Raw genomic sequence first — 23827 nt, 5'->3', positions numbered from 1 at the left:
CAATCCGTCAACAATCGACACGAACGCAACGATCAAAGATATTCCACTTTGATAATTTCGTATTCCACTTCGCCGCCCGGCGTGCGAATCACCACTACATCGTCTTGTTCTTTACCTACCAGCCCGCGGGCAATAGGTGAATTGACTGAAATCAGGTTCTGTTTAAAGTCGGCTTCATCATCGCCAACAATGCGATAAGTCTGCTCTTCGTCATTATCGAGGTTCAATACCGTGACGGTGGAACCAAAAATGACACGACCGCTTTTCGGCATTTTAGAAATGTCTATTACCTGCGCATTAGACAGTTTTGCTTCGATATCTTTAATTCGCCCTTCGCAGAAACCCTGCTGCTCGCGCGCTGCGTGATATTCCGCATTTTCTTTCAGATCGCCATGTTCGCGGGCATCCGCGATGGCGGCGATAATTTCAGGGCGACGAACGGATTTCAGAAACTCCAGTTCTTCGCGCAATTTTTCGGCACCACGTAAGGTCATCGGAATAGCTTGCATTGTTATACCTCTTGAACATTCCTGTAGGGAGCGGTAACCCACCCCATCTGATCTACCTCCCCCGTACACCGGCATATACCGTCGGGCAGGAGCAAAAGAAAACTGACCCGGGGACAAAGCCCCAGGTCAGCGCAATTTTTCAATTTGATACGTATTTTACCCGGAAGTTCACTATGGGTCATCGTTTACTTTCCGGGTCGTTGCGCCGTAGTATGACGGCTTGTTTACTGCTTCCTAGCGCGAGATTATGCGATTTTCCAGCTTTATCATCGGATTGACCACAAGTATAGCCCTGAACGTTCAGGCCGCGAATGTAGACGAATACATAAACCAATTGCCGGATGGTGCAAACCTGGCGCTGATGGTGCAAAAAGTCGGAGCTCAGGCGCCAGAAATTGATTACCACGGTAAACAAATGGCGCTGCCAGCCAGCACACAGAAGGTCATCACTGCCCTGGCCGCCCTGTTGCAACTTGGGCCGGACTTTCGCTTTACAACCACCCTGGAAAGCAAAGGTTCTGTCGAGAACGGTACGCTAAAAGGCGATTTAATTGCGCGATTTGGCGGCGATCCGACGCTAAAACGTCAGGATATTCGTAATATGATCGCGGCGCTGAAAAAGTCGGGTGTGCAGAAAATCCAAGGTAATGTGCTTGTCGATACCTCTATTTTTGCCAGCCATGATAAAGCGCCTGGCTGGCCGTGGAACGACATGACGCAGTGCTTTAGCGCACCACCTGCTGCAGCGATTATCGATCGTAACTGCTTCTCGATTTCGCTCTACAGCGCGCAAAAACCGGGCGATTTGGCTTATATCCGCATCGCGAATTATTATCCGGTGAATATGTTCAGCCAAGTGCGTACACTCGCGCGCGGCTCCGCAGAGGCGCAGTATTGCGAACTGGATGTCGTCCCTGGTGATTTAAATCGCTTTACACTAACGGGATGCCTGCCGCAGCGTGCCGACCCGCTCCCGCTGGCTTTCGCTATTCAGGACGGTGCAAGTTACGCAGGTGCGATTCTGAAAGCAGAATTAAACGATGCCGGCATCACTTATACCGGTACACTGCTGCGTCAAACGCAAGAGAACGAGGCCGGCACTGTCATTGCCAGCAAACAGTCGGTGCCGCTTCACGATCTGCTAAAGCAGATGCTGAAAAAATCAGACAATATGATCGCTGATACAGTGTTTCGTATGATTGGTCATGCGCGTTTTGGTGTACCGGGTACCTGGCGAGCAGGCTCGGATGCAGTACGGCAGATCCTGCGCCAGCAAGCTGGCGTCGATCTCGGTAACACCATCATCGCTGATGGTTCCGGTTTGTCGCGGCATAACCTTCTGGCACCAGCCACAATGATGCAAGTTCTGCAATACATTGCGCAGCATGACACCGAGCTCAATTTCATCTCAATGCTGCCGCTGGCGGGCTATGATGGCTCCCTGCAGTATCGAGCAGGCCTGCATGAAGCGGGTGTAGACGGCAAAGTTTCGGCCAAAACAGGTTCCTTGCAAGGCGTGTATAACCTGGCGGGCTTTATCACCACCGCGAGCGGTCAGCGGATGGCTTTCGTGCAGTATCTCTCCGGCTATGCGGTTGAACCTGCGGATCAACGTAATCGCCGCATTCCGCTGGTGCGTTTCGAAAGCCGTCTGTACAAAGATATCTACCAGAACAATTAACAAAAATGCCGGGGAGCGTGTGCTGACCCGGCATTTTGTTGGCGAAACACCCCGTTTAACCGGGAAAATCGCAGCGATTAGCGCTTGTAGATGAACTCAACGCCTTCTTCGTCGTCTTCATCCCAGTCGTCATCCCACTCTTCGTCTTCTTCAACCACTTCTGCTTCTTCAAGCTGCTGGCGATGATAATCATCCCACATAAACTCGACTTTCTCAGGCTGCTGCTCTTCCTGCGCCTGGGTAATCGGGTTTTCGATGATAAAGGTCATCACATCCCAGCACAGGTCTTTAACGCCCTGCTGGCTGGCCGCTGAGATAAGATAAAATTTATCCTCCCAACCCAGCGCCTCAGCGATGGCTTTTGCTTTCGCTTCTGCTTCCGCTTTATCCATCAGATCGATTTTGTTGAAGACCAACCAACGCGGTTTGGCAGCCAGTTTCTCGCTATATTTTTCCAGTTCACCGATGATGATACGGGCATTTTCAGCCGGATCGGAACCATCGATCGGATCGATATCGATCAAATGCAGCAGGACGCGGCAGCGTTCCAGATGTTTCAGGAAGCGGATCCCGAGGCCTGCGCCATCAGCAGCGCCCTCAATCAATCCCGGAATATCGGCAACCACAAAGCTCTTTTCATTATCCATACGGACAACGCCAAGGCTCGGCACCAGTGTGGTAAACGGATAATCCGCCACTTTTGGTTTTGCGGCCGATACCGCGCGAATAAATGTCGATTTGCCTGCGTTAGGCATACCAAGCATACCCACGTCGGCCAACAGCATCAGTTCCAGCTGCAGATCGCGCTTGTCGCCCGGCGTGCCCATGGTTTTCTGACGGGGCGAACGGTTAACCGAGGATTTAAACCGCGTGTTACCCAGACCATGCCAGCCACCTTTTGCGACCATCAGACGTTGACCATGCTTAGTCATATCGCCCATCGTTTCGCCGGTCCCCTGGTCGATAACACGCGTACCTACCGGTACTTTCACCGTAATATCTTTCCCGCGTTTCCCCGTACAGTCACGACTCTGACCATTCTGTCCGCGTTCAGCACGGAAAGATTTTTCAAAACGGTAATCAATCAGGGTATTGAGGTTTTCGTCCGCTTCCAGCCAGACATCGCCGCCATCACCACCGTCGCCGCCATCAGGGCCGCCTCTCGGGATATACTTTTCGCGGCGGAAGCTCACACACCCGTTACCGCCATCACCTGCCACGACAAGGATCGTAGCTTCATCAACAAACTTCATTTTACTCTCCGTAACTCATTCGCCTGAGCGGGGCACAGTGGCGACCACTTCGCGATTGAGCCTGCGTCCCAAAAGACGATGGCCAATAGCGGAAAACATCGCGCCCGCAACCACGACAAACGCACCGAGATAACCGATAAGGTTTAACATCGGTCTGGCGAAAACATCGGGCCAGGCCATTGATAATAAATCTGAAAAAAACAGCGTAAAGAGCGGTGTCAGCGTGATTAATGCGCTCACCTGCGCCGCCTGCCAGCGAGCCATCGCTTCCGCCAGCGCGCCATAACCCACCAGCGTATTGAGGCCACAAAACCCCAGGCAAGCCAGTTGCCAGTCACTCAACTGAAGCAGCACGGCGGGTTTTGCTAACGGCAACAACGCAATTGTACACAAAGTGTACAGCAAAAAGAGGATCTGCTGGGAGGCCAGGCGCCGCAATAACACTTTTTGCGCGACGCCGTAACTAACCCACACCGTGGCTGCCCCGACGCCAAAAATTACGCCCCAGGTGTAATCCGTCAGGCGGGTAAAAATCTCCGCCAGGCTGGTATTAAAAAACAACACCAGACCACAGATAAGCATCAGCGCGCCGATAACCTGAGTGCCGCGCATTTTCTCCTTGAGAATAACAACGCTGGCAATCATCATGCCCACAGGCGAAAGTTGACCGATCACCTGCGAAGCCGTCGGGCTAACGTATTGCAGGGAAGAGCTGAAGAGGATGAAATTCCCGAACAGCCCGCCAGTGGCAATGGCCAGCAAAACTAACCAGCGCGGCTTGCGAAAAAGATGCAGTGGAGGCAGTTTTTTTTTCCAGCCGAGAATCAAGCCAAGGCCGATTCCCGCCATCAAAAAGCGATAAAACACCACCGTTGGCGGTTCCATCACTTCCAGCACCTGCTTCATGGCGATGGGTAACGCACCCCAGCACATCGCGGTTGTGAGCGCCAGCGCAATGCCGATGCCTGCCTGCTGTTTCATGCCCGTATTCCCTGCCAGAATTTACCGGACTTCTAATGTAAAAAGCCCCGCAACGTGTTGCGGGGCTTTCTTCCGTTACCGGGACGCGAAAAACTTATTCAGCAACGATGCTGATGAATTTACGGTTTTTCGGGCCTTTAACTTCGAACTTAACTTTACCGTCAGTCAAAGCGAACAGAGTGTGGTCACGGCCGCAACCTACGTTAGAACCAGCGTGGAATTTGGTGCCACGTTGACGAACGATGATGCTACCTGCCAGTACTGCTTCACCGCCGAAGCGTTTTACGCCCAGACGTTTAGCTTCTGAATCGCGACCGTTACGAGTTGAGCCGCCAGCCTTTTTATGTGCCATTTAAATCTACTCCTCAGGTCTTAGGCGCTGATGCCAGTAATTTTCACATCAGTAAACCACTGACGGTGGCCCTGCTGCTTACGGTAGTGTTTACGACGACGAAACTTAACGATTTTAACTTTCTCGCCACGACCATGAGCAACAACTTCAGCTTTGATTACGCCGCCATCAACGAAAGGAACGCCGATTTTGACTTCTTCACCGTTAGCGATCATCAGAACTTCAGCGAATTCAACAGATTCGCCAGTTGCGATGTCCAGCTTTTCCAGGCGAACGGTCTGACCTTCGCTTACTCGGTGTTGTTTACCACCACTTTGGAAAACCGCGTACATATAAAACTCCGCTTCCGCGCACATATTCTGATCAATTCAGAGTGCGCTAAAAATATTCATAATAGGGCGCGAATATTACGCAACTTGCTAGCCTTTGACAAGAGTGATCGTCACTCCATGCAGAAAAAAAACACAACACGTAAGGTAACGTTTATCTGGCGCATTTTTTCAGTACAATCAACAATACTATTCTAACCCGTAACCCTTTGTTATCCCATTTTGCTATGTGGTAAACAGGACTGAAAGCCCGGCTTTTGCGATGAATTTAGAAAAAATCAATGAGTTAACCGCGCACGATATGGCGGGTGTAAACGCGACGATTCTGCAACAACTCAACTCGGATGTTCAGTTAATCAACCAGTTGGGTTATTACATCGTAAGCGGCGGCGGCAAACGCATCCGTCCGATGATTGCCGTGCTGGCGGCGCGAGCCGTTGGCTATGAGGGCAATTTGCATGTCACTATTGCCGCATTAATCGAATTTATTCACACCGCGACCCTTCTCCATGACGATGTCGTGGACGAGTCCGACATGCGCCGCGGCAAAGCCACCGCTAACGCGGCCTTTGGCAACGCAGCGAGCGTATTGGTCGGCGATTTTATCTACACCCGCGCTTTCCAGATGATGACCAGCCTCGGCTCGTTGAAAGTGCTGGAAGTGATGTCCGAAGCCGTAAATGTGATTGCTGAAGGCGAAGTCCTGCAGTTAATGAACGTCAACGACCCGAATATCACTGAAGAAAACTATATGCGCGTCATTTACAGCAAAACCGCCCGTCTGTTTGAAGCGGCGGCTCAGTGCTCCGGCTTGCTGGCTGGCTGTACGGAAGCGCAGGAAAAAGGGTTGCAGGATTACGGTCGCTATCTGGGAACGGCTTTTCAGCTCATCGACGATTTGCTTGATTACAGTGCAGACGGTGAAACGCTCGGCAAAAACACCGGCGATGACCTGAATGAAGGCAAACCGACGTTACCGTTGTTACATGCCATGCATAACGGCACACCAGAACAAGCACAGATGATCCGCGAAGCTATCGAACAAGGAAATGGCCGACACCTTCTGGAACCTGTTCTGGAAGCAATGGCGGCCTGCGGCTCACTGGAGTGGACGCGTCGTCGTGCGGAAGAAGAAGCGGATAAAGCGATTGCTGCTTTACATGTTCTGCCGGATTCACCGTGGCGCGAAGCGTTGGTCGGTCTTGCCCACATCGCCGTTCAGCGCGATCGTTAATCTTTCCAGGTTCCCGCGCATTGCCGCGGGAAAGTTCCAATAAGTTTCTTTAAACCACGTCAAAACCAAAAATAACCAGTAATATCAAGCCTTGTCATAATCCTAAAACGCAAAATATTACATGAGCTTTTCAGAACAAACGCTCCCATATGCGTATAGTAAGTAGCGTTGTTGGCGTAAATAATTGACACCTATTTTCTATCAGGGAGATGTTATGGAAACAAAAGTAATGGACTGGCACCAGGCAGATATCATTGCCGGGCTGCGTAAGAAAGGAACATCGCTGGCTGCGGAATCCCGTAAAAACGGGTTAAGCTCATCGACCCTCGCTAACGCTCTGACCCGCTCCTGGCCAAAAGGGGAATTGATTATTGCGCGTGCGCTGGATACCGATCCCTGGGTTATCTGGCCATCACGTTACCATGATCCTGTCACCCATGAATTTATCGATAAGACGAAGCTGATCAGGAAAAAAAGGGAGGAAAAATAAGCGGCCATGCAAGTAGCAGCTCCCCTTGCTTGCCAGAACAGGCGATAGAAAAAAAGGGAGCCAAGGCTCCCTTCTTACCGTTCAGCAGACAGGCTTATTCGCCTTTGATGCGCTCAATATTCGCGCCAAGCGCACTGAGTTTATCTTCAATACGCTCGTAGCCACGATCGATATGATAGATACGATCAACGATGGTGGTTCCTTCCGCAATACAACCCGCCAGCACAAGACTTGCAGAGGCGCGTAAATCGGTTGCCATGACCTGCGCACCGGAGAGCTTTTCTACACCGTGGCAAATCGCTGTATTGCTTTCTATTTCCGCATGAGCACCCATACGGATCAGCTCAGGGATATGCATGAAACGGTTTTCGAAGATAGTCTCGGTGATAACTCCCGTACCTTCAGCCACCAGGTTCAGCAACGTGAATTGCGCCTGCATATCGGTCGGGAACCCCGGATGCGGAGCCGTGCGCACGTTCACTGCTTTCGGGCGCTTACCATGCATATCAAGGCTAATCCAGTCTTCGCCAACCTCAATATCCGCGCCAGCATCACGCAGCTTAGCCAGCACCGCGTCAAGCGTATCGGGCTGGGCGTTACGGCAGACAATTTTACCGCCAGAGATCGCCGCCGCGACCAGGAAAGTCCCGGTTTCGATACGATCAGGCAGGACGCGATAAACTCCGCCACCCAGACGTTTCACCCCTTCGATGGTGATGCGATCGGTTCCCATACCGGTGATTTTTGCACCGAGGGTATTGAGGAAGTTTGCCGTATCAACAATTTCCGGCTCACGGGCGGCATTTTCGATAATAGTCGTACCTTCCGCCAGCGTCGCGGCAGACATAATGGTTACTGTCGCGCCAACGCTTACTTTATCCATCACAATATGTGCGCCTTTCAGACGCCCATTAACGGAAGCTTTGACGTAGCCCTCTTCCAGCTTGATCTCCGCGCCCAGTTGTTCCAGGCCGGTAATGTGCAGATCCACCGGACGCGCGCCAATCGCACAACCGCCAGGCAGAGAGACCTGCCCCTGACCAAAACGCGCAACCAACGGCCCCAGCGCCCAAATAGATGCGCGCATTGTTTTCACCAGCTCGTACGGTGCGCAGAAAACATTGACGTCGCCCGCATCGATCCACACGGATCCATTACGTTCCACCTTGGTGCCCAACTGGCTGAGCAGCTTCATGGTGGTATCGATATCTTTCAGTTTCGGAACGTTACGGATTTCAACCGGCTCTTCCGCCAGCAACGCGGCAAAAAGAATCGGCAGCGCGGCGTTTTTCGCGCCTGAAATTGTCACTTCGCCCTGGAGACGCGTCGGCCCCTGTACACGAAACTTATCCATTCATCTGATCTCTGTTAAGAATTCACACGCGCAGTGGGTTTATCCCCTACGCTCAAAAGCCGTTAAGTTTGCGATCCCGCGCCCACTCCGCTGGAGTGTAGGCCTTGATCGACAGGGCATGGATACGGTTGTCTGCGATGTATTCCATCAGCGGGCCATAAATGGTCTGTTGTTTCTTGACCCGACTCATGCCGTCGAAAATCTCACCCACAGCAACAACCTGAAAGTGACTGCCATCGCCAGTGACGTGGGCTTCCTGGAGAGAGAGTGCGTTCATCAGCACCGTCTGAATTTCATGATTTTCCATGGGTGTAAATATCATCTAATAGTGAAAACAGTCACACATCTTAGAGGAAAGTGGCGTCGGCTTAAACAAGCAAAAAGCCCCATCAATATAAAGGATGGGGCTTTAAGTAGTAACGCATTGAAAAAATTAGTGAGGCAATACATCCTGCGGCAAATTATAGAGCGCAGCGAGGGTGGACACATTCTCACTCACTCCGGCAAGCACAACATTGCTCCCCTGTTTTTTGCCCTGAGCCACCAGATGTACCAGCAGCGCGACGCCAGCGGTATCAACGCGTGACACGCCGTGTAAGTCGATGCAGGTTACCCCTCTCATCGCCTCCACGCGCGCTTCCCACAGCGGGTTTAAGAGGTCCTGATCCAGTTCGCCCAACAGTTTCAGGCAGTCTCCGTCGCGCGCCCAGCTTAGACTGGCTGTCATTGCTTTTTCTCGTCCAGGGTAATTTTCTGGCGGGAAATAGATTGCAGTTCGGCGGTTAAACCGTCGATGCCTTTGGTGCGTAGCAGATCGCTCCACTCGTTCTGTTTGGTCGTGATCATACTCACCCCTTCGGCAATCATGTCATAAGCCTGCCAGTTGCCGCTCTGCGTGTTTTTACGCCACTGGAAATCCAGGCGCACCGGCGGACGACCATTCGGATCGATGATGGTCACACGGATCGGCACAATCGTCGCATCGCCCAACGGCTGCTCCGGCGCAATCTGGTAGGTCTGGCCGTGGTACATTGCCAGCGCCTGGCCGTATGCCTGTTTCAGGTATTCGCGAAATGCAGCGAAATAGGCTTCGCGCTGCGCGGGCGTCGCTTCTTTGTAATAACGACCCAGCACCAACGCACCAGCGTATTTCACCTGCACGTAGGGCAGCAGTTCCTGATCGACAACATCGCGCAAGTAGTCCGGGTTCGCACGGATTTTTGGCTGCTCATTTTTGAGGCGATCGAAGGTTTTCTGTGCCGCATCTTTCATTGCGGCGTAAGGGTTAGCTTGATCGGCCGCCATCGCAGCACCCAGCGGTGCAATCACCAGCAGGGCAACCATTAATAGACGTTTAAACATGCGTCAATTCTCCTCGTTAATTCGTCTGGCCAGCAGACGGTGCGGCTTGAGTATTCCTTGCATCGTGGGCTGCCGCATCGCCTGAATTCTTATTGTCACCGCCTTTACTGTTGTAAAGGAATTGTCCGATAAGATCCTCAAGCACGATGGCGGACTTGGTATCCTGAATGGTGCTTCCTTCTTTAAGCATAGAAGTTCCCATCTCCGGATCGTCAAAGCCAACATTCAGCGCCAGATACTGCTCACCTAACAACCCGGAAGTGCGGATCGCCAGCGAGCTGGTATCCGGGATCTGGTTGTAACGCTCTTCAATATCAAGCGCGACACGCGGCAGATAGGTTTTGGGATCGAGAGAGATATCCGCAACGCGCCCGATCACTACACCGCCAATTCTCACCGGCGAATGTGCTTTCAGACCGCCAATATTGTCAAAGGTGGCATAGACACGGTAAGTCGGTTCGGTGCGCATTGAGGCGACATCCGCCGCTTTTAAGCAGATAAAGAGTCCTGCCAGCAGCGCTAGCACAAGGAAAACACCGACCCAAATTTCACTTTTTTTCGTTTGCATGAACTCAATTCCCAAACATCAGTGCGGTGAGCACAAAATCAAGGCCAAGCACGGCCAACGAGGAGTGCACAACGGTGCGTGTTGTCGCCCGGCTAATGCCGGCAGAAGTCGGGATCGCATCATAACCATTAAATAACGCAATCCAGGTCACAGTGATGGCAAACACCACACTTTTAATCAGACAGTTAACCAGATCCATCCGCCATTCAACGGCGTTTTGCATCGCGGTCCAGAAAAAGCCCGTATCAATACCTTTCCAGTTAACGCCAACCAGCGAACCGCCCCAAATACCGACGGCGACAAAGATAATGGTCAACAGCGGTAGCGAGATGACTCCCGCCCAAAATCGCGGCGAAATCACGCGTCGCAGCGGGTCAACCGCCATCATTTCAAGGCTGGAAAGCTGCTCGGTCGCACGCATCAAACCAATTTCAGCAGTCAATGCAGAACCCGCACGGCCAGCAAACAACAGCGCGGCGACAACTGGCCCCAGCTCGCGCAGCAGCGACAACGCCACCAGCATGCCAAGACTGGTTTCCGCGCTGTAGGTGGTCAACACCAGGTAACCCTGCAGACCAAGCACCATACCGATAAACACGCCGGAAACAATAATAATGAGCATCGACAAAACGCCGACATTATAAAGCTGGCGAACTAGCAGCGGCGCGTGTTTGCGGAATTCGGGTTTACCCACCACCGCGTTGAAGAGCATCAAACCAGCGCGCCCGAACGTCGCGATCGTTTTGATCCCGCGGTGCCCAAGCGATGCCAGTGCATTTAGCAGCATGAGCGTCTTAACTCCCTGTTTCTAATAAATCGGTCTGATAATCACCCGCAGGGTAGCGGAACGGAACCGGGCCATCGGCAATACCATCCAGGAACTGACGCACGCGCGGATCGCTGTTCTCCTGCAGCCCCTGCGCACTGCCGTGGGCAACAATTTTCCTGTCAGCCACAATATAGGCGTAGTCAGCAATACTCAGCACTTCAGGAACATCATGGGAAACCACAATACAGGTGACGCCCAGCGCGCTATTCAGCTCGGAGATCAACTTCACCAGCACTCCCATCGTAATAGGATCCTGGCCAACAAAAGGTTCATCGAACATGATCAGGTCCGGCTCCAGCGCAATTGCTCGTGCCAGTGCGGCGCGTCGCGCCATACCGCCGGAGAGTTCTGATGGCATTAAGTCCGCCGCACCGCGCAGCCCTACCGCTTCCAGCTTCATCATCACCGTGCTTCGCAGCAACGGCTCGGGCAGCCGAGTGTGCTCACGCAAAGGATAGGCAACGTTGTCAAAAACGTTCATATCGGTAAACAACGCGCCAGACTGAAACAGCATGCTCATTCTCTTGCGTACGGTGAACAGACGCGAACGGGTCATCCCCGGCACGTTTTCGCCATCGAATAAAATCTCACCGCCATCAGGCGGAATCTGTCCACCGATCAGACGCAAGAGCGTCGTTTTGCCGATCCCTGAAGGTCCCATAATGGCGGTGATTTTACCGTGCGGTACCGTCAGTGAAATATTGTCAAAGATTGGGCGGCTGCCGCGGGAGAAGCTGACGCCACGAACATCGACCAAATTCGCCACAGTCTGGCTCATTTCCTCTTCCTTATAAGCCTCGTCGGCCACAAGCATGACGCTTGATAACATCACGAACCCAACATTTTTACAGAATATTACCTGCTGAGGTTAGCGAAAGCTGGCATTTGTTTTACTTTTGAGCCGCATAAAGTCAAAATTAGGAATCATTACGCTACGCGGAACTCCCGGTTTTACCCGGCATGGCAGCCTGCGAGCCGGCGGATTATACCTGAAGAAAGGATGTTAGATGCTTTTAGCGACAGCGCTATTGATAATTGGTTTACTCTTAGTGGTCTACAGTGCCGATCGTCTGGTGTTCGCTGCTTCGATCCTTTGCCGCACATTCGGCGTACCGCCTTTAATCATCGGCATGACCGTTGTAAGCATCGGTACCTCTCTGCCCGAGATAATCACCTCCGTTGCCGCATCCCTGCATGGCCAGTTGGATCTGGCTATCGGCACTGCGATCGGCTCTAACATCACTAATATCTTGTTAATCCTCGGCGTCGCCGCTCTTTTACACCCTTTTACCGTACATTCCGATATTCTGCGTCGCGAATTGCCGTTAACCTTGGTAGCCAGCCTGCTGGCAGGCGTGGTGTTGTACAATGGGCACCTCAGCCGCTTTGACGGCATTATTTTACTGTTATTAGCCGTGCTATGGCTGGTGTTCATTGTTAAAATTGCCCGCCTGGCAGAGCGCCAGGGCAACGACAGTCTCACCCGAGAGCAGTTGGCGGAGTTGCCGAGAGACGGCAGCCTTTCGGTCGCGTTCCTCTGGCTGGGCGTAGCATTAATTATTATGCCGATGGCAACGCGTATGGTGGTGGATAACGCAACAGTGGTAGCGAACTACTTTGCTATCAGCGAGCTGACCATTGGCCTGACGGTTATTGCTATCGGTACTGGCCTGCCTGAACTGGCGACAGCGATTGCCGGTGCGCGCAAAGGTGAAGACGATATCGCCATTGGCAATATTATTGGTTCAAACATCTTTAACATTGCTCTCGTGCTGGGTTTGCCCGCGCTGATTGCGCCGGGCGACTTTAACCCGATAGCCTTTACGCGTGATTATGGCGTGATGTTGCTGGTCAGTGCCCTTTTTGCCCTGATTTGCTGGCGACGTAAGCAAATCAGCAGAGGTGTCGGTGCACTGTTGTTCGGCGGGTTTATCGTATGGCTGGCGCTGCTCTACTGGCTGTCGCCGCTTTTGACTGGATAATCGGATACGCATTATGTCGCAAATAGATTTGCAGCCGGGTTTTGACTTTCAACAAGCAGGTAAAGACGTCCTGGAAATTGAACGTGAAGGCCTCGCAGAGCTGGATCAGTACATCAACGCCGATTTCACGCAGGCGTGCGAAAAAATGTTCTATTGCGCCGGAAAAGTGGTGGTGATGGGAATGGGCAAATCAGGCCATATCGGTAGAAAAATGGCTGCCACATTTGCCAGCACCGGAACCCCCTCTTTCTTTGTGCATCCGGGCGAAGCGGCCCATGGTGATTTGGGGATGGTCAGCCCGCAAGATGTGGTCATTGCGCTGTCAAACTCAGGGGAGTCGAACGAGATCCTCGCGCTAATCCCGGTGCTGAAGCGATTGAAAGTTTCGCTGATTTGCATGACCAGCCGACCAGAAAGCAGCATGGCGCGCGCCGCAGATATTCATTTGTGCGTGAAGGTTCCCAAAGAGGCCTGTCCGCTGGGTCTGGCTCCAACCTCCAGCACCACGGCGGCACTGGTAATGGGCGATGCGTTGGCAGTTGCGTTGCTGAAAGCGCGCGGTTTTACAGCGGAAGATTTCGCCTTATCTCATCCCGGCGGCGCGCTGGGCCGCAAACTGTTGCTGCGCGTCAATGACATCATGCACACCGGCGATGAAATTCCCCATGTCAGCAAAAACGCCAGCTTGCGCGATGCGCTGCTTGAAATCACGCGTAAAAACCTGGGCATGACGGTTATCTGCGATGATCTGATGAAGATCGAAGGCATCTTTACCGACGGTGACTTACGCCGCGTGTTCGATATGGGCGGCGATGTCCGCAGCATGGGCATTGCCGACGTCATGACGCCCGGTGGTGTTCGAGTACGGCCTAACACGCTGGCAGTGGATGCGCTGAATCTGATGCAATCCCGTCACATTACCTCCGTGCTGGTGGCCGATGGCGACCAGTTGCTGGGTGTGTTACATATGCATGATTTACTGCGCGCTGGCGTAGTGTAAAGAAGGACATACGAATGAGTAATGCTGGCGCGTCGCTTGCGACCTGTTATGGGCCGGTAAGCACGCAAGTTATGGCGAAAGCGGAAAAAATACGCCTGTTAATTCTGGATGTGGACGGCGTGTTATCCGATGGGCTCATCTATATGGGCAATAACGGAGAAGAGCTGAAAGCGTTCAACGTTCGCGATGGTTACGGGATCCGCTGTGCACTTACTTCCGACATTGAGGTTGCCATAATTACCGGGCGAAAAGCTAAACTAGTGGAAGATCGCTGCGAAACCCTGAAGATTAAGCACTTGTATCAAGGTCAGTCGGATAAACTGCTCGCTTACCGCGAACTGGTGGCAAAACTGGCGCTCACCCCCGATCAAGTGGCTTATGTAGGCGATGATTTGATCGACTGGCCAGTGATGGCGGAAATTGGTTTGAGCGTTGCCGTTGCTGATGCTCATCCGCTGCTGCTTTCACGCGTAGATTACGTTACGCGCATTAATGGCGGCCGAGGCGCAGTTCGTGAAGTCTGTGATTTGTTGTTGCTGGCGCAGGGCAAGCTGGATGAGGCCAAAGGGCAATCGATATGAGTAAAACCAGACGTTGGGTCATCATTCTGCTGGCGCTGGCCGCACTGATCCTGATAGGGATCAACCTGACGACTCAGGATGATCCGAATCCGGTCGCCACCAACAATGCCGACCCGACTTATAAAAGCCAACATACGGATACGGCGGTTTATAGCCCGGAAGGGGCGCTTAACTACCGGCTTATCGCGCAGAACGTGGAATACTTTTCTGCTGAAGGTGTGAGTTGGTTCGCGCAGCCAATACTGACAACGTTCGACGAGGATAAGGTTCCAACCTGGTCGATAAAGTCAGACAAAGCGAAGCTAACCGATGACAAAATGCTTTATCTTTATGGACATGTTGAAGTCAATGCGCTGACGGCGGACGCCCAGCTGCGAAAAATCACCACGGATAACGCCCAGATTAACCTGGTAACGCAGGATGTTACCTCGAATGATCAGGTCACGTTGTACGGTACAACATTTAATTCCACCGGCCTGAAAATGCGCGGCAATTTACGCAGCAAAAACGCCGAGCTGATTGAAAAGGTTAGAAGCTCCTATGAAATTCAAAACAAACAAACGCAGCCTTAATCTTGTATTGGCCACCACGCTTTTGGCCGCCGCGCTTCCGGCGCTCGCCGTGACCGGGGATACCGATCAACCTATCCATATCGACTCCGATCAGCAGTCGCTGGATATGCAGGGTAACGTTGTGACCTTCACCGGCAACGTCGTGGTAACCCAGGGGACGATTAAAATTAATGCCGACAAAGTCGTCGTTACCCGTCCGGGTGGTCAGCAAGGTAAAGAGATCATTGACGGCTACGGCAACCCTGCGACGTTTTACCAAATGCAGGACAATGGCAAACCCGTTAAAGGCCACTCCTCGCAGATGCATTACGAGCTGGAAAAAGATTTCGTGGTGCTGACCGGTAACGCCTATCTGGAACAGCTGGATAGCAATATCACCGGAGACAAAATCACCTATCTGGTGAAAGAGCAGAAAATGCAGGCGTTCAGCGAAAAAGGCAAACGCGTGACCACCGTTCTGGTACCGTCGCAGTTGCAAGATAAGAGCAACAAACAAACCCCGGCTCCGGCGCAAAAAAAGAGTAACTAATTCGTTATGGCAACATTAACTGCAAAGAATCTCGCCAAAGCTTATAAAGGCCGCCGCGTAGTTGAGGATGTCAGTCTGACCGTCAACTCTGGCGAAATCGTCGGGCTGCTTGGCCCTAACGGCGCAGGGAAAACAACGACCTTCTATATGGTGGTGGGTATTGTGTCGCGCGACGCTGGCAACATCATTATTGATGATGAAGATATCAGCCTGCTGCCGCTGCATGCGCGTGCACGCCGCGGTATTGGTTATCTTCCCCAGGAAGCCTCGATTTTTCGCCGCCTGAGCGTCTACGATAACCTGATGGCCGTCCTGCAAATCCGCGATGACCTGACCTCAGAGCAACGCGAAGATCGCGCCAATGAGCTGATGGAAGAGTTCCACATTGAGCATCTGCGCGACAACATGGGCCAATCACTCTCTGGCGGCGAACGTCGCCGTGTGGAGATTGCCCGCGCGCTGGCGGCGAATCCGAAATTTATCCTGCTGGATGAACCCTTTGCCGGCGTTGACCCGATCTCCGTTATCGATATCAAACGTATCATTGAGCACCTGCGTGATAGCGGGTTGGGCGTACTGATTACTGACCATAACGTTCGTGAAACGCTGGCAGTGTGTGAACGTGCTTATATCGTCAGCCAGGGGCATCTCATTGCGCATGGAACACCGCAGCAAATCCTTGAAGACGAACACGTTAAGCGCGTGTATCTTGGGGAAGACTTCAGACTCTGATAGGGTAGGGTTTATTGACATTTTTTGTCGGAGAGTGCTGCTCTGAATATGAAGCAAGGTTTGCAACTAAGGCTCAGCCAACAGCTAGCCATGACGCCACAACTGCAACAGGCCATCCGTCTGCTGCAGTTGTCCACGTTGGAACTTCAGCAGGAACTTCAGCAAGCGCTGGAGAGTAATCCATTGCTGGAACAAACTGACCTTCATGAGGAAGTCGATAGCCAGCAGGTTCAGGAAAATGACGGTCTGGATACCGTTGACGCTCTCGAACAAAAAGAGATGCCGGATGAGTTGCCGCTGGATGCCAGCTGGGATGAACTTTACACTGCCGGGACTCCTTCCGGCAGTAGCCACGACTACATCGACGACGAATTGCCTATCTATCAGGGCGAAACCACGCAGTCACTGCAGGATTACTTGATGTGGCAGGTAGGGCTGACCCCCTTCTCTGACACCGATCGTGCTATCGCAACGTCCATTGTCGATGCCGTTGACGAAACAGGCTATCTCACCGTTTCGCTGGAAGAGGTGCTGGAGAGCATGGGCAATGATGACGTGGGGCTTGATGAGGTCGAGGCGGTGCTTAAACGCATTCAACGCTTTGATCCCGTTGGCGTTGCCGCGCGGGATCTGCGCGATTGCCTATTGATCCAACTCTCGCAGTTCGCCAAAGAGACACCGTGGTGCGAAGAAGCCCGGCTTATCATTAGCGATCATCTGGATCTCCTCGCCAATCACGATTTCCGCACCCTAATGCGCGTGACGCGTCTGAAAGAAGAGGTGCTGAAAGAGGCAGTAAACCTGATCCAGTCTCTGGATCCGCGCCCAGGACAGTCGATCCAGACCGGCGAACCAGAATATGTGATTCCAGATGTGCTGGTGCGCAAACATAACGGTCGCTGGACGGTGGAGCTGAACTCCGACAGCATTCCGCGCCTGCAAATCAACCAGCATTATGCCTCAATGGGCGGCGGCGCACGTAACGATGCCGACAACCAGTTCATCCGTAGCAATTTGCAGGAAGCGAAGTGGTTGATCAAAAGCCTGGAGAGCCGCAACGACACGCTGTTGCGCGTTAGCCGCTGCATTGTTGAACAGCAACAGGCCTTCTTTGAACAAGGCGAAGAATTTATGAAACCGATGGTGCTGGCCGATATCGCCCAGGCCGTCGAGATGCACGAGTCGACAATTTCTCGTGTAACGACCCAGAAGTACCTGCACAGTCCTCGCGGCATTTTCGAGCTGAAGTATTTCTTCTCCAGCCATGTAAATACCGAAGGTGGTGGCGAAGCCTCCTCTACCGCTATTCGCGCACTGGTGAAGAAATTGATCGCCGCAGAAAACCCTGCAAAACCGCTGAGCGACAGTAAGCTGACGACCCTGCTTTCCGATCAAGGAATTATGGTGGCGCGGCGTACCGTTGCGAAGTATCGAGAATCTTTATCCATTCCGCCGTCGAATCAGCGTAAACAGCTGGTTTGACCCAACCGATAAGGAAGACACTATGCAGCTTAACATCACAGGACAAAACGTCGAGATCACTGATGCTCTGCGTGAATTTGTGACCAATAAATTCGCCAAGCTTGAACAGTATTTCGAAAGGATTAATCAGGTCTATATTGTGTTGAAAGTGGAGAAAGTGACTCACACCTCGGATGCGACGCTCCATGTCAATGGCGGCGAGTTGCATGCCAGTGCGGAAGGGCAGGATATGTACGCTGCTATCGACGGTTTAATAGATAAACTGGCGCGGCAGCTCACGAAGCATAAAGATAAACTGAAACAACACTAATTGTCCGAGCGTCCGTCTGGTGCGTTGCACCCTACCGTAACCCGGTAGGGTGGCTGGCTCTGGCATCGCTCAGGTGAAATTATGATGAATAACGATTCCGCTCTTCAATTGAGCAATGTCCTTAACCAGGAATGTACCCGTAGCGGCGTTCACTGCCAAAGTAAAAAACGTGCTCTGGAAATCATCAGTGAACTGGCGGCAAAACAGTTAGGCTTACCGCCACAAGTCGTCTTTGAAGCGATTCTTACGCGCGAGAAAATGGGCAGCACCGGCATTGGAAACGGTATCGCCATTCCTCACGGTAAGCTTGAAGAAGACACGCTTCGCGCCGTTGGCGTTTTTGTGCAACTCGAAACGCCCATTGCCTTCGACGCTATCGATAATCAGCCTGTCGATCTGCTGTTTGCCCTGTTGGTACCAGCGGATCAAACCAAAACGCATCTGCATACGCTCTCGCTGGTCGCCAAAAGGCTGGCGGACAAAACCATCTGCCGGCGCCTGCGTAGCGCGCAAAGTGATGAAGAGCTGTATCAAATCATCACGCAGACGGAAGGTGAAAGCGACGATGCGTAACGGGAAGGAAACCTTTTTATCAGTCGTACTGAGGAGAAATGGTTCATGGTCCTGATGATCGTCAGTGGTCGTTCGGGTTCAGGGAAATCCGTCGCTCTGCGCGCCCTGGAAGATATGGGTTTTTATTGCGTCGACAACCTGCCAGTCGTGCTGCTGCCCGAGCTGGCGCAGACGCTTGCCGAGCGCCAAACTTCCGCTGCCGTCAGTATCGATGTGCGAAATATGCCGGAGTCACCGGAAATTTTTGAACAGGCAATGAGCAATCTGCCGGATGCCTTTTCACCGCAGTTATTGTTTCTCGATGCCGATCGCAACACGTTAATCCGCCGTTACAGCGATACGCGTCGCCTACATCCGCTTTCCAGCAAAAACCTGTCGCTAGAAAGCGCGATTGACGAAGAGAGTAACTTGCTGGAACCGCTGCGTTCCCGTGCGGATCTGATTGTCGACACGTCGGAAATGTCGGTGCATGAACTGGCAGAAATGCTGCGTACACGCCTGTTAGGTAAGCGCGAGCGTGAACTGACCATGGTTTTTGAATCCTTCGGTTTCAAGCACGGTATTCCTATTGATGCAGATTACGTCTTCGACGTTCGTTTCCTGCCGAACCCGCACTGGGATCCTAAATTGCGCCCGATGACCGGCCTCGACAAACCCGTTGCGGCGTTCCTCGACAGACATACGGAAGTGCATAATTTTATCTACCAAACGCGGAGTTATCTCGAGTTGTGGCTACCGATGCTGGAGACCAACAACCGTAGTTATCTGACTGTGGCTATCGGTTGTACCGGTGGTAAACACCGCTCCGTCTACGTCGCCGAACAACTGGCGGATTATTTCCGCTCGCGCGGTAAGAACGTTCAATCCCGTCACCGTACGCTGGAAAAACGCAAAACATGACCGTAAAACAAATCGTTGAGATCACCAATAAGCTGGGAATGCATGCGCGCCCGGCCATGAAACTGTTTGAACTGGTGCAGGGCTTCGATGCGGAAGTGCTGCTACGCAACGATGAAGGTACCGAAGCAGAAGCCAGCAGCGTGATTGCGTTGCTGATGCTGGATTCTGCGAAAGGTCGGCAAATTGAAGTAGAGGCCAGCGGCCCACAGGAAGAAGAAGCGTTGGCGGCAGTGATTGCGCTGTTTAACGCCGGATTTGACGAAGATTAATTCAGTACAGCTTGTTGCTCTGTAAAAACGCTTCCCCGCCCAACTGTCGCATCTGGCGCAGGATCCATGCTTGGCGGCTGCGTACATAGCCAGATGGCGCAGCGGCCTGAAAACGAATCGGGTTTGGCAATACCGCGGCCAGTAGTGCCGCTTCCGACATAGTTAAGCGGCTTGCCGGTTTGTGGAAATAGCGCTGCGAGGCCTCCTCGACACCAAATACTCCATCCCCGAACTCAGCGATATTAAGGTAAACGGTCAGGATCCTCCGCTTGGTCCACACCGCTTCCATCCCTAGCGTCAGCCCCGCTTCCAGCCCTTTACGCACCCAGCTTTTTCCATCCCACAACAGCAGGTTTTTCACCGTCTGCTGTGAAATCGTCGACGCGCCGCGAATGCGGTTCTCATGCCGCTCGTTATGCGAAAGCGCTTTCTCAATGGCACTAAAATCCAGCCCCCAGTGATCGGGAAAACGCTGATCTTCAGCGGCTACAACGGCCAGCGCCATCCACGGCGAAATGTCATCCATACCGACCCAGTCGGAATGCGCGACATAGCCAAAGTCACCGCTAAACCACGCGCCCAGTTGACGTTCCACCATCACGGCGGAAAAAGGCACCGGCAGGAAGCTGAACAACACAATGCCGCCACCCCAGAAGAGCGCCAGTACGAACAACACCCGCAGAGCAATGCGTTTAACGGTGGCTTTCAGCGGGCCGCGAAACCATTTCCTCATTCCGCCAGCACCAGTACGCGCGCCACCAGTTTTTCGATACCGGAGGCGGCCTGCGCGATGTCATCTGCCAGCATGTACGCCGGCGTCGTCACCACTTTGTACTCTTCGTCGACAACAATATCATCGACTGGGCAAGGCACATGCTCGGCCCCCATCTCTTCCAGCACTTCAGCGGTATCAATATCCGTGCCGATCGTCAGGCGTAGTGGAAAATCGAAAATTTTCGGCAACATTGCCGGTGCGATGCACATAAAACCGAGCGGTTTACCCGCTTCGTACATCTCCAGCACCAATTTTTTCAGGCTGCTGTCAATGGTGCATTCACTCCCGAGGCTGGCAAAAGTACTGAGATTTTTCGCCGCGCCAAAACCACCCGGTACAATCAGCGCATCCAGATCGTTTGCTGATGCCTGGGTCAGCGGCTGTATATTTCCACGGGCAATACGGGCAGATTCAATCAGGACATTACGGCGCTCAGCCAGCGTCTCGCCCGTTAAATGGTTTATCACATCGCTTTGCCATTTATCGGGAGCGAAACAGACCGCCTGCGCACCATGACGGGCAATCGTTAAAAGCGTAATCACCGCTTCATGAATCTCCGAACCGTCGTACACGCCTGCGCCGCTGAAAATCACGCCGACTTTTTTCATTTTGCTCATCCTTTATGCAACGTACTGACGATAATTAAAAATTTTGATAAGGGAGCCTTGCTTCACACATTTCACTGATTGATGTAACAAATCATTTAAGATTTGCTATCTTATGTGCGTGTGGTCGAATTTTTTCAGGCTACGCCCTTGCAAAAAAACAATTCATTACGGCGCAGCCACGATTTCCCTGGTGTTGGCGCAGTATTCGCGCACCCCGGTTAATCCGGGGTCATTTTTTTCCAGCGTCCGCAACCCAGGCTTTTAACACTGCAACATCGTTGCGCCACTCCTGCTTCATCTCTTCCACCCAATCACCGACGTTATCCCACCAGGCAGGAAGATCGGGAGACTGAATCTGCTGGCCAAGCTGTTGCAGATGGCGCAGCCCGACAGAGCCTGCGGCGCCTTTAATTTTATGGCCCTCTTCCACAATTCCTTTTTGGTCACGCGCGGTCAGGTTTGATTCAAGCACGCTCAAATAGCCCGGCATCATTTTTTCAAACACATCCAACCCGTCGGTAATCAATTTCGGCCCGACCAGCTCGATATATTGCTCAAGCATGGCGGTATCGAGCAGCGTTTGTACTTTACTGTTGTCCATGGTTGTCACTGGCTCCTCCTCACTTTCACTCGCATCCCAGAACTTTTTAATCATGGCAGTTAATGCCGGGACTGCCAGCGGTTTGCTTAATACATCATCCATGCCCGCATCGAGGTATTCCTGTTTACCTTTCAGCACGTTGGCAGTAAGCGCCACCAGCGGCGGTAAATCCTCACGCGCGTAACGGCGGGTCAACTCTCGCGAAATATCCAGCCCGGTCATATCTGGCAACTGAATATCCAGCAACACCAAATCGTATTCACCCGGCGTGAACATCTCCAGCGCAGCAGTGCCGGTCATGGCGACATCGACGCTGCTACCCAGTTTTTCCAGCACCGAGCGCGCGACAATCACGTTCAGCTCGATATCCTCCACCAGCAGTACATGTAACGCGGGCAGCGGCATATCATCATCTTCAAACGCGTCTTCAACTTCTTCTGCCACCGCCGGTGCGTGAATGGTCAACGTAAATATCGAACCCGCCCCTGGTTCACTGCTTACGGTAATGTCGCCGCCCATGTTCTTCGCCAGACGGCGTGAAACGGCCAGGCCAATACCGGTACCCGTTGCAGGTTTACCGCCGTGGCTATCTTTCACCTGGTAATACATGGCGAAAATTTTATCCTGCTCATCGCGAGGAATACCGATCCCGGAATCCTGCACGTCAAAGTGCATGATATCGCCTTCGTCGTAACGCACACGCACCACGACCTGCCCTTCACGGGTGAATTTGACGGCGTTGCTAATAAGGTTCCACAGGATCTGACGCAAACGCGTGCCGTCTGTAATCACCTGATGCGGCAGCGGCAACGTGGGTTCCAGTACGAAGCGCAACCCTTTCTGGTGCGCCTGTAAGGCGGAGAGGTTTTCCAGATCGGCCAGGAAGCTGGTGAAATCAAGCGGTTGATTATCCAACTGGACTTTGCGCCGCTCCATCTTATCCATGTCGATAATATCGTTGAAAATATTGCCGAGCGTTACGGCGGAGACATGGATCGTTTTAAGGTATTTTTCCTGCTCTTGCGTTAAATCGGTATCCAGCAGAATACGGCTTAACCCAACAATGCCATTCAGCGGCGTACGCAGCTCGTGACTAATGGTGGAAATAAAGGTGGTCTTATCCCGGCTGGCGCGCTCCAGCGCGTCCTGGTAGCGCTTACGCTCGGTGATATCGCGACCAAAGCCCATCAGCCCGTGGCGTTTACCGACGCGATCGTAATAAGGAACTTTGCGGATCTCGAAACAGGCTTTGCGGCCATCCGGGTAATCCAGCCACTGTTCGTAGGTTAAAGAGACGTTGTGACGGAAAACTTTTTCGTCGGTCTCGATCACTTTTTCTGCCGCTTCCGGCGAGTAGACGTCCTGCGGTTTGAGGTGAATAAGCTGTTTCTCGCTCTTGCCGGTCAGCAGCTCCATCGCCCGGTTACAGCCGGAGAACTCTTTATCTTCATTGCGATAGAACACCAGGTCCGGCGAGGCGTCGAGGAAGGAACGCAGAAAAGAAGATTGCTGTTCGAGCTGGATTTGCGTCTGCTCACGCTCCTGCATCTCTATTTTGAGTTTTTCAAAGGTTTCCTGACGCTCGGCTTCCGCTTTCTCGCGGTCGCTGATTTCCTGATTAAGCTTGGCAATATTGTCCTTCAACTGCACATTGAGCTTCAGGTCACGCTCGCGCATCTCTTCCAGTTTCTCGACCAGGCGCGACAAACGCTGGCGCGACTCTTCGAGTTGCTCAACCACCACCGATAAGAAATAGACCGCCCATGGTGTGATCAGCAAGCCAAAAAAGATGGAGCGGATAACATCAATGCTTTCCACTTGCCCCTGCAACACCATGGTAACGGCCATCTGCACCACAATGGCCAGCACCACCAACGCCAGAGCAAGCAGCATGGAAAAGCGCACCAGACCCAGCTTCATCATCAGGTCGACGTAATATTGCGCCAGTAAACGGATTTGCTTCATAGAGAT

At 52.6% G+C, this 23827-nt stretch carries 29 protein-coding genes; 14 read left to right on the top strand and 15 right to left on the bottom strand.

Translation table 11 applies throughout. From position 1 onward, the window contains the following. Positions 1 to 32: 32 nt before the first annotated feature. Positions 33 to 509: a transcription elongation factor GreA gene (gene greA / locus ACFX4O_RS23450; RefSeq protein WP_131407789.1), complete on the bottom strand. Its 477-nt coding sequence runs from the start codon at positions 507 to 509 to the stop codon at positions 33 to 35. Between the two features lie 247 nt (positions 510 to 756). Here greA and dacB point away from each other — a divergent pair, with 247 nt between their 5' ends. Beyond that, complete coding sequence (gene dacB, locus ACFX4O_RS23445) at positions 757 to 2190, top strand: serine-type D-Ala-D-Ala carboxypeptidase (RefSeq protein ID WP_380211540.1); 1434 nt, start codon at positions 757 to 759, stop codon at positions 2188 to 2190. Positions 2191 to 2267: 77 nt separating this feature from the next. Here the strand turns inward: dacB and cgtA are convergent, their stop codons facing one another. From cgtA to rplU, 4 genes are all read right to left on the bottom strand, one after another. Beyond that, positions 2268 to 3443, bottom strand: coding sequence for an Obg family GTPase CgtA (gene cgtA, locus ACFX4O_RS23440; protein ID WP_131407793.1), 1176 nt, complete (start codon positions 3441 to 3443; stop codon positions 2268 to 2270). Between the two features lie 15 nt (positions 3444 to 3458). Beyond that, positions 3459 to 4424, bottom strand: coding sequence for a DMT family transporter (locus ACFX4O_RS23435; RefSeq protein WP_380211537.1), 966 nt, complete (start codon positions 4422 to 4424; stop codon positions 3459 to 3461). Between the two features lie 94 nt (positions 4425 to 4518). After that, on the bottom strand, positions 4519 to 4776 hold the full coding sequence (rpmA, locus tag ACFX4O_RS23430; RefSeq protein ID WP_017457338.1) for a 50S ribosomal protein L27: 258 nt from the start codon (positions 4774 to 4776) through the stop codon (positions 4519 to 4521). 20 nt (positions 4777 to 4796) lie between these two features. Next, positions 4797 to 5108: a 50S ribosomal protein L21 gene (rplU, locus tag ACFX4O_RS23425; protein ID WP_003025032.1), complete on the bottom strand. Its 312-nt coding sequence runs from the start codon at positions 5106 to 5108 to the stop codon at positions 4797 to 4799. Between the two features lie 259 nt (positions 5109 to 5367). Between rplU and ispB the strand changes: the two genes are divergently transcribed. Then, the gene (ispB, locus tag ACFX4O_RS23420; RefSeq protein ID WP_131407797.1) at positions 5368 to 6339 is read left to right on the top strand and encodes an octaprenyl diphosphate synthase; all 972 of its coding nucleotides are present in this window, start codon (positions 5368 to 5370) and stop codon (positions 6337 to 6339) included. Between the two features lie 214 nt (positions 6340 to 6553). Further along, positions 6554 to 6829 carry a DNA-binding transcriptional regulator SfsB gene (sfsB, locus tag ACFX4O_RS23415; protein WP_131407799.1) on the top strand — a complete coding sequence of 92 codons (276 nt, stop codon included), beginning with the start codon at positions 6554 to 6556 and terminating at the stop codon, positions 6827 to 6829. Between the two features lie 94 nt (positions 6830 to 6923). Here the strand turns inward: sfsB and murA are convergent, their stop codons facing one another. From murA to mlaF, 7 genes are all read right to left on the bottom strand, one after another. Next, positions 6924 to 8183: a UDP-N-acetylglucosamine 1-carboxyvinyltransferase gene (gene murA / locus ACFX4O_RS23410; RefSeq protein WP_380211534.1), complete on the bottom strand. Its 1260-nt coding sequence runs from the start codon at positions 8181 to 8183 to the stop codon at positions 6924 to 6926. 52 nt (positions 8184 to 8235) lie between these two features. Beyond that, the gene (gene ibaG / locus ACFX4O_RS23405; RefSeq protein ID WP_017457333.1) at positions 8236 to 8490 is read right to left on the bottom strand and encodes a BolA family iron metabolism protein IbaG; all 255 of its coding nucleotides are present in this window, start codon (positions 8488 to 8490) and stop codon (positions 8236 to 8238) included. 126 nt (positions 8491 to 8616) lie between these two features. Continuing rightward, positions 8617 to 8910, bottom strand: a complete 294-nt coding sequence (mlaB, locus tag ACFX4O_RS23400; RefSeq protein ID WP_380211531.1) for a lipid asymmetry maintenance protein MlaB — start codon at positions 8908 to 8910, stop codon at positions 8617 to 8619. Beyond that, a complete protein-coding gene (gene mlaC, locus ACFX4O_RS23395) occupies positions 8907 to 9545 on the bottom strand; it encodes a phospholipid-binding protein MlaC (protein ID WP_020455437.1) in 639 nt (212 codons plus the stop codon). Before mlaC ends, mlaB begins: the two co-directional genes overlap by 4 nt. A gap of 16 nt (positions 9546 to 9561) precedes the next feature. Beyond that, entirely contained in the window at positions 9562 to 10113 is a 552-nt protein-coding gene (mlaD, locus tag ACFX4O_RS23390; protein ID WP_380211529.1) for an outer membrane lipid asymmetry maintenance protein MlaD, read from the bottom strand. Positions 10114 to 10117: 4 nt separating this feature from the next. Further along, a complete protein-coding gene (mlaE, locus tag ACFX4O_RS23385; RefSeq protein ID WP_017457329.1) occupies positions 10118 to 10900 on the bottom strand; it encodes a lipid asymmetry maintenance ABC transporter permease subunit MlaE in 783 nt (260 codons plus the stop codon). 7 nt (positions 10901 to 10907) lie between these two features. Further along, entirely contained in the window at positions 10908 to 11720 is an 813-nt protein-coding gene (gene mlaF, locus ACFX4O_RS23380; protein WP_131407805.1) for a phospholipid ABC transporter ATP-binding protein MlaF, read from the bottom strand. Positions 11721 to 11949: 229 nt separating this feature from the next. On the opposite strand from mlaF, the gene ACFX4O_RS23375 reads away from it, so the two are divergent. The 11 genes from ACFX4O_RS23375 to npr all read left to right on the top strand — a co-directional run bounded on the left by ACFX4O_RS23375 (position 11950) and on the right by npr (position 19872). Then, the gene (locus ACFX4O_RS23375) at positions 11950 to 12924 is read left to right on the top strand and encodes a calcium/sodium antiporter (RefSeq protein ID WP_131407807.1); all 975 of its coding nucleotides are present in this window, start codon (positions 11950 to 11952) and stop codon (positions 12922 to 12924) included. 13 nt (positions 12925 to 12937) lie between these two features. Continuing rightward, entirely contained in the window at positions 12938 to 13924 is a 987-nt protein-coding gene (kdsD, locus tag ACFX4O_RS23370; protein ID WP_017457326.1) for an arabinose-5-phosphate isomerase KdsD, read from the top strand. 14 nt (positions 13925 to 13938) lie between these two features. Further along, complete coding sequence (kdsC, locus tag ACFX4O_RS23365; protein WP_131407811.1) at positions 13939 to 14505, top strand: 3-deoxy-manno-octulosonate-8-phosphatase KdsC; 567 nt, start codon at positions 13939 to 13941, stop codon at positions 14503 to 14505. After that, entirely contained in the window at positions 14502 to 15077 is a 576-nt protein-coding gene (gene lptC / locus ACFX4O_RS23360; RefSeq protein ID WP_380211525.1) for an LPS export ABC transporter periplasmic protein LptC, read from the top strand. The genes kdsC and lptC overlap by 4 nt, the downstream gene beginning before the upstream one ends. After that, the gene (gene lptA / locus ACFX4O_RS23355) at positions 15046 to 15606 is read left to right on the top strand and encodes a lipopolysaccharide ABC transporter substrate-binding protein LptA (protein ID WP_131407815.1); all 561 of its coding nucleotides are present in this window, start codon (positions 15046 to 15048) and stop codon (positions 15604 to 15606) included. The genes lptC and lptA overlap by 32 nt, the downstream gene beginning before the upstream one ends. A gap of 6 nt (positions 15607 to 15612) precedes the next feature. Further along, complete coding sequence (lptB, locus tag ACFX4O_RS23350) at positions 15613 to 16338, top strand: LPS export ABC transporter ATP-binding protein (RefSeq protein WP_017457322.1); 726 nt, start codon at positions 15613 to 15615, stop codon at positions 16336 to 16338. A gap of 48 nt (positions 16339 to 16386) precedes the next feature. Further along, on the top strand, positions 16387 to 17820 hold the full coding sequence (gene rpoN, locus ACFX4O_RS23345; protein WP_131407817.1) for an RNA polymerase factor sigma-54: 1434 nt from the start codon (positions 16387 to 16389) through the stop codon (positions 17818 to 17820). Between the two features lie 22 nt (positions 17821 to 17842). Next, entirely contained in the window at positions 17843 to 18130 is a 288-nt protein-coding gene (gene hpf / locus ACFX4O_RS23340; RefSeq protein ID WP_020455445.1) for a ribosome hibernation promoting factor, read from the top strand. An 81-nt stretch (positions 18131 to 18211) separates the two neighbouring features. Next, positions 18212 to 18703, top strand: coding sequence for a PTS IIA-like nitrogen regulatory protein PtsN (gene ptsN, locus ACFX4O_RS23335; protein ID WP_017457319.1), 492 nt, complete (start codon positions 18212 to 18214; stop codon positions 18701 to 18703). 45 nt (positions 18704 to 18748) lie between these two features. Further along, positions 18749 to 19603 (top strand): RNase adapter RapZ, encoded by an 855-nt coding sequence (gene rapZ, locus ACFX4O_RS23330; RefSeq protein ID WP_017457318.1) that lies wholly within the window; start codon positions 18749 to 18751, stop codon positions 19601 to 19603. Further along, positions 19600 to 19872 (top strand): PTS phosphocarrier protein NPr, encoded by a 273-nt coding sequence (gene npr / locus ACFX4O_RS23325; protein WP_090121644.1) that lies wholly within the window; start codon positions 19600 to 19602, stop codon positions 19870 to 19872. Before rapZ ends, npr begins: the two co-directional genes overlap by 4 nt. Before the next feature lies 1 nt (position 19873). Here npr and mtgA read toward each other — a convergent pair whose 3' ends face one another. The 3 genes from mtgA to arcB form a co-directional block, all read right to left on the bottom strand. Then, positions 19874 to 20605 (bottom strand): monofunctional biosynthetic peptidoglycan transglycosylase, encoded by a 732-nt coding sequence (mtgA, locus tag ACFX4O_RS23320; protein ID WP_131407819.1) that lies wholly within the window; start codon positions 20603 to 20605, stop codon positions 19874 to 19876. Continuing rightward, entirely contained in the window at positions 20602 to 21255 is a 654-nt protein-coding gene (gene elbB / locus ACFX4O_RS23315; RefSeq protein WP_380211521.1) for an isoprenoid biosynthesis glyoxalase ElbB, read from the bottom strand. Before elbB ends, mtgA begins: the two co-directional genes overlap by 4 nt. 229 nt (positions 21256 to 21484) lie before the next feature. Beyond that, entirely contained in the window at positions 21485 to 23821 is a 2337-nt protein-coding gene (gene arcB / locus ACFX4O_RS23310) for an aerobic respiration two-component sensor histidine kinase ArcB (protein WP_380211519.1), read from the bottom strand. Positions 23822 to 23827: the final 6 nt, after the last annotated feature.

It is taken from the genome of Kosakonia sp. YIM B13571, from assembly GCF_042788095.1.
Taxonomy (GTDB): domain Bacteria; phylum Pseudomonadota; class Gammaproteobacteria; order Enterobacterales; family Enterobacteriaceae; genus Kosakonia; species Kosakonia quasisacchari.
Note: the sequence above shows the minus strand (reverse complement) of the source record. Positions and strands in the feature narration are given on the sequence as shown.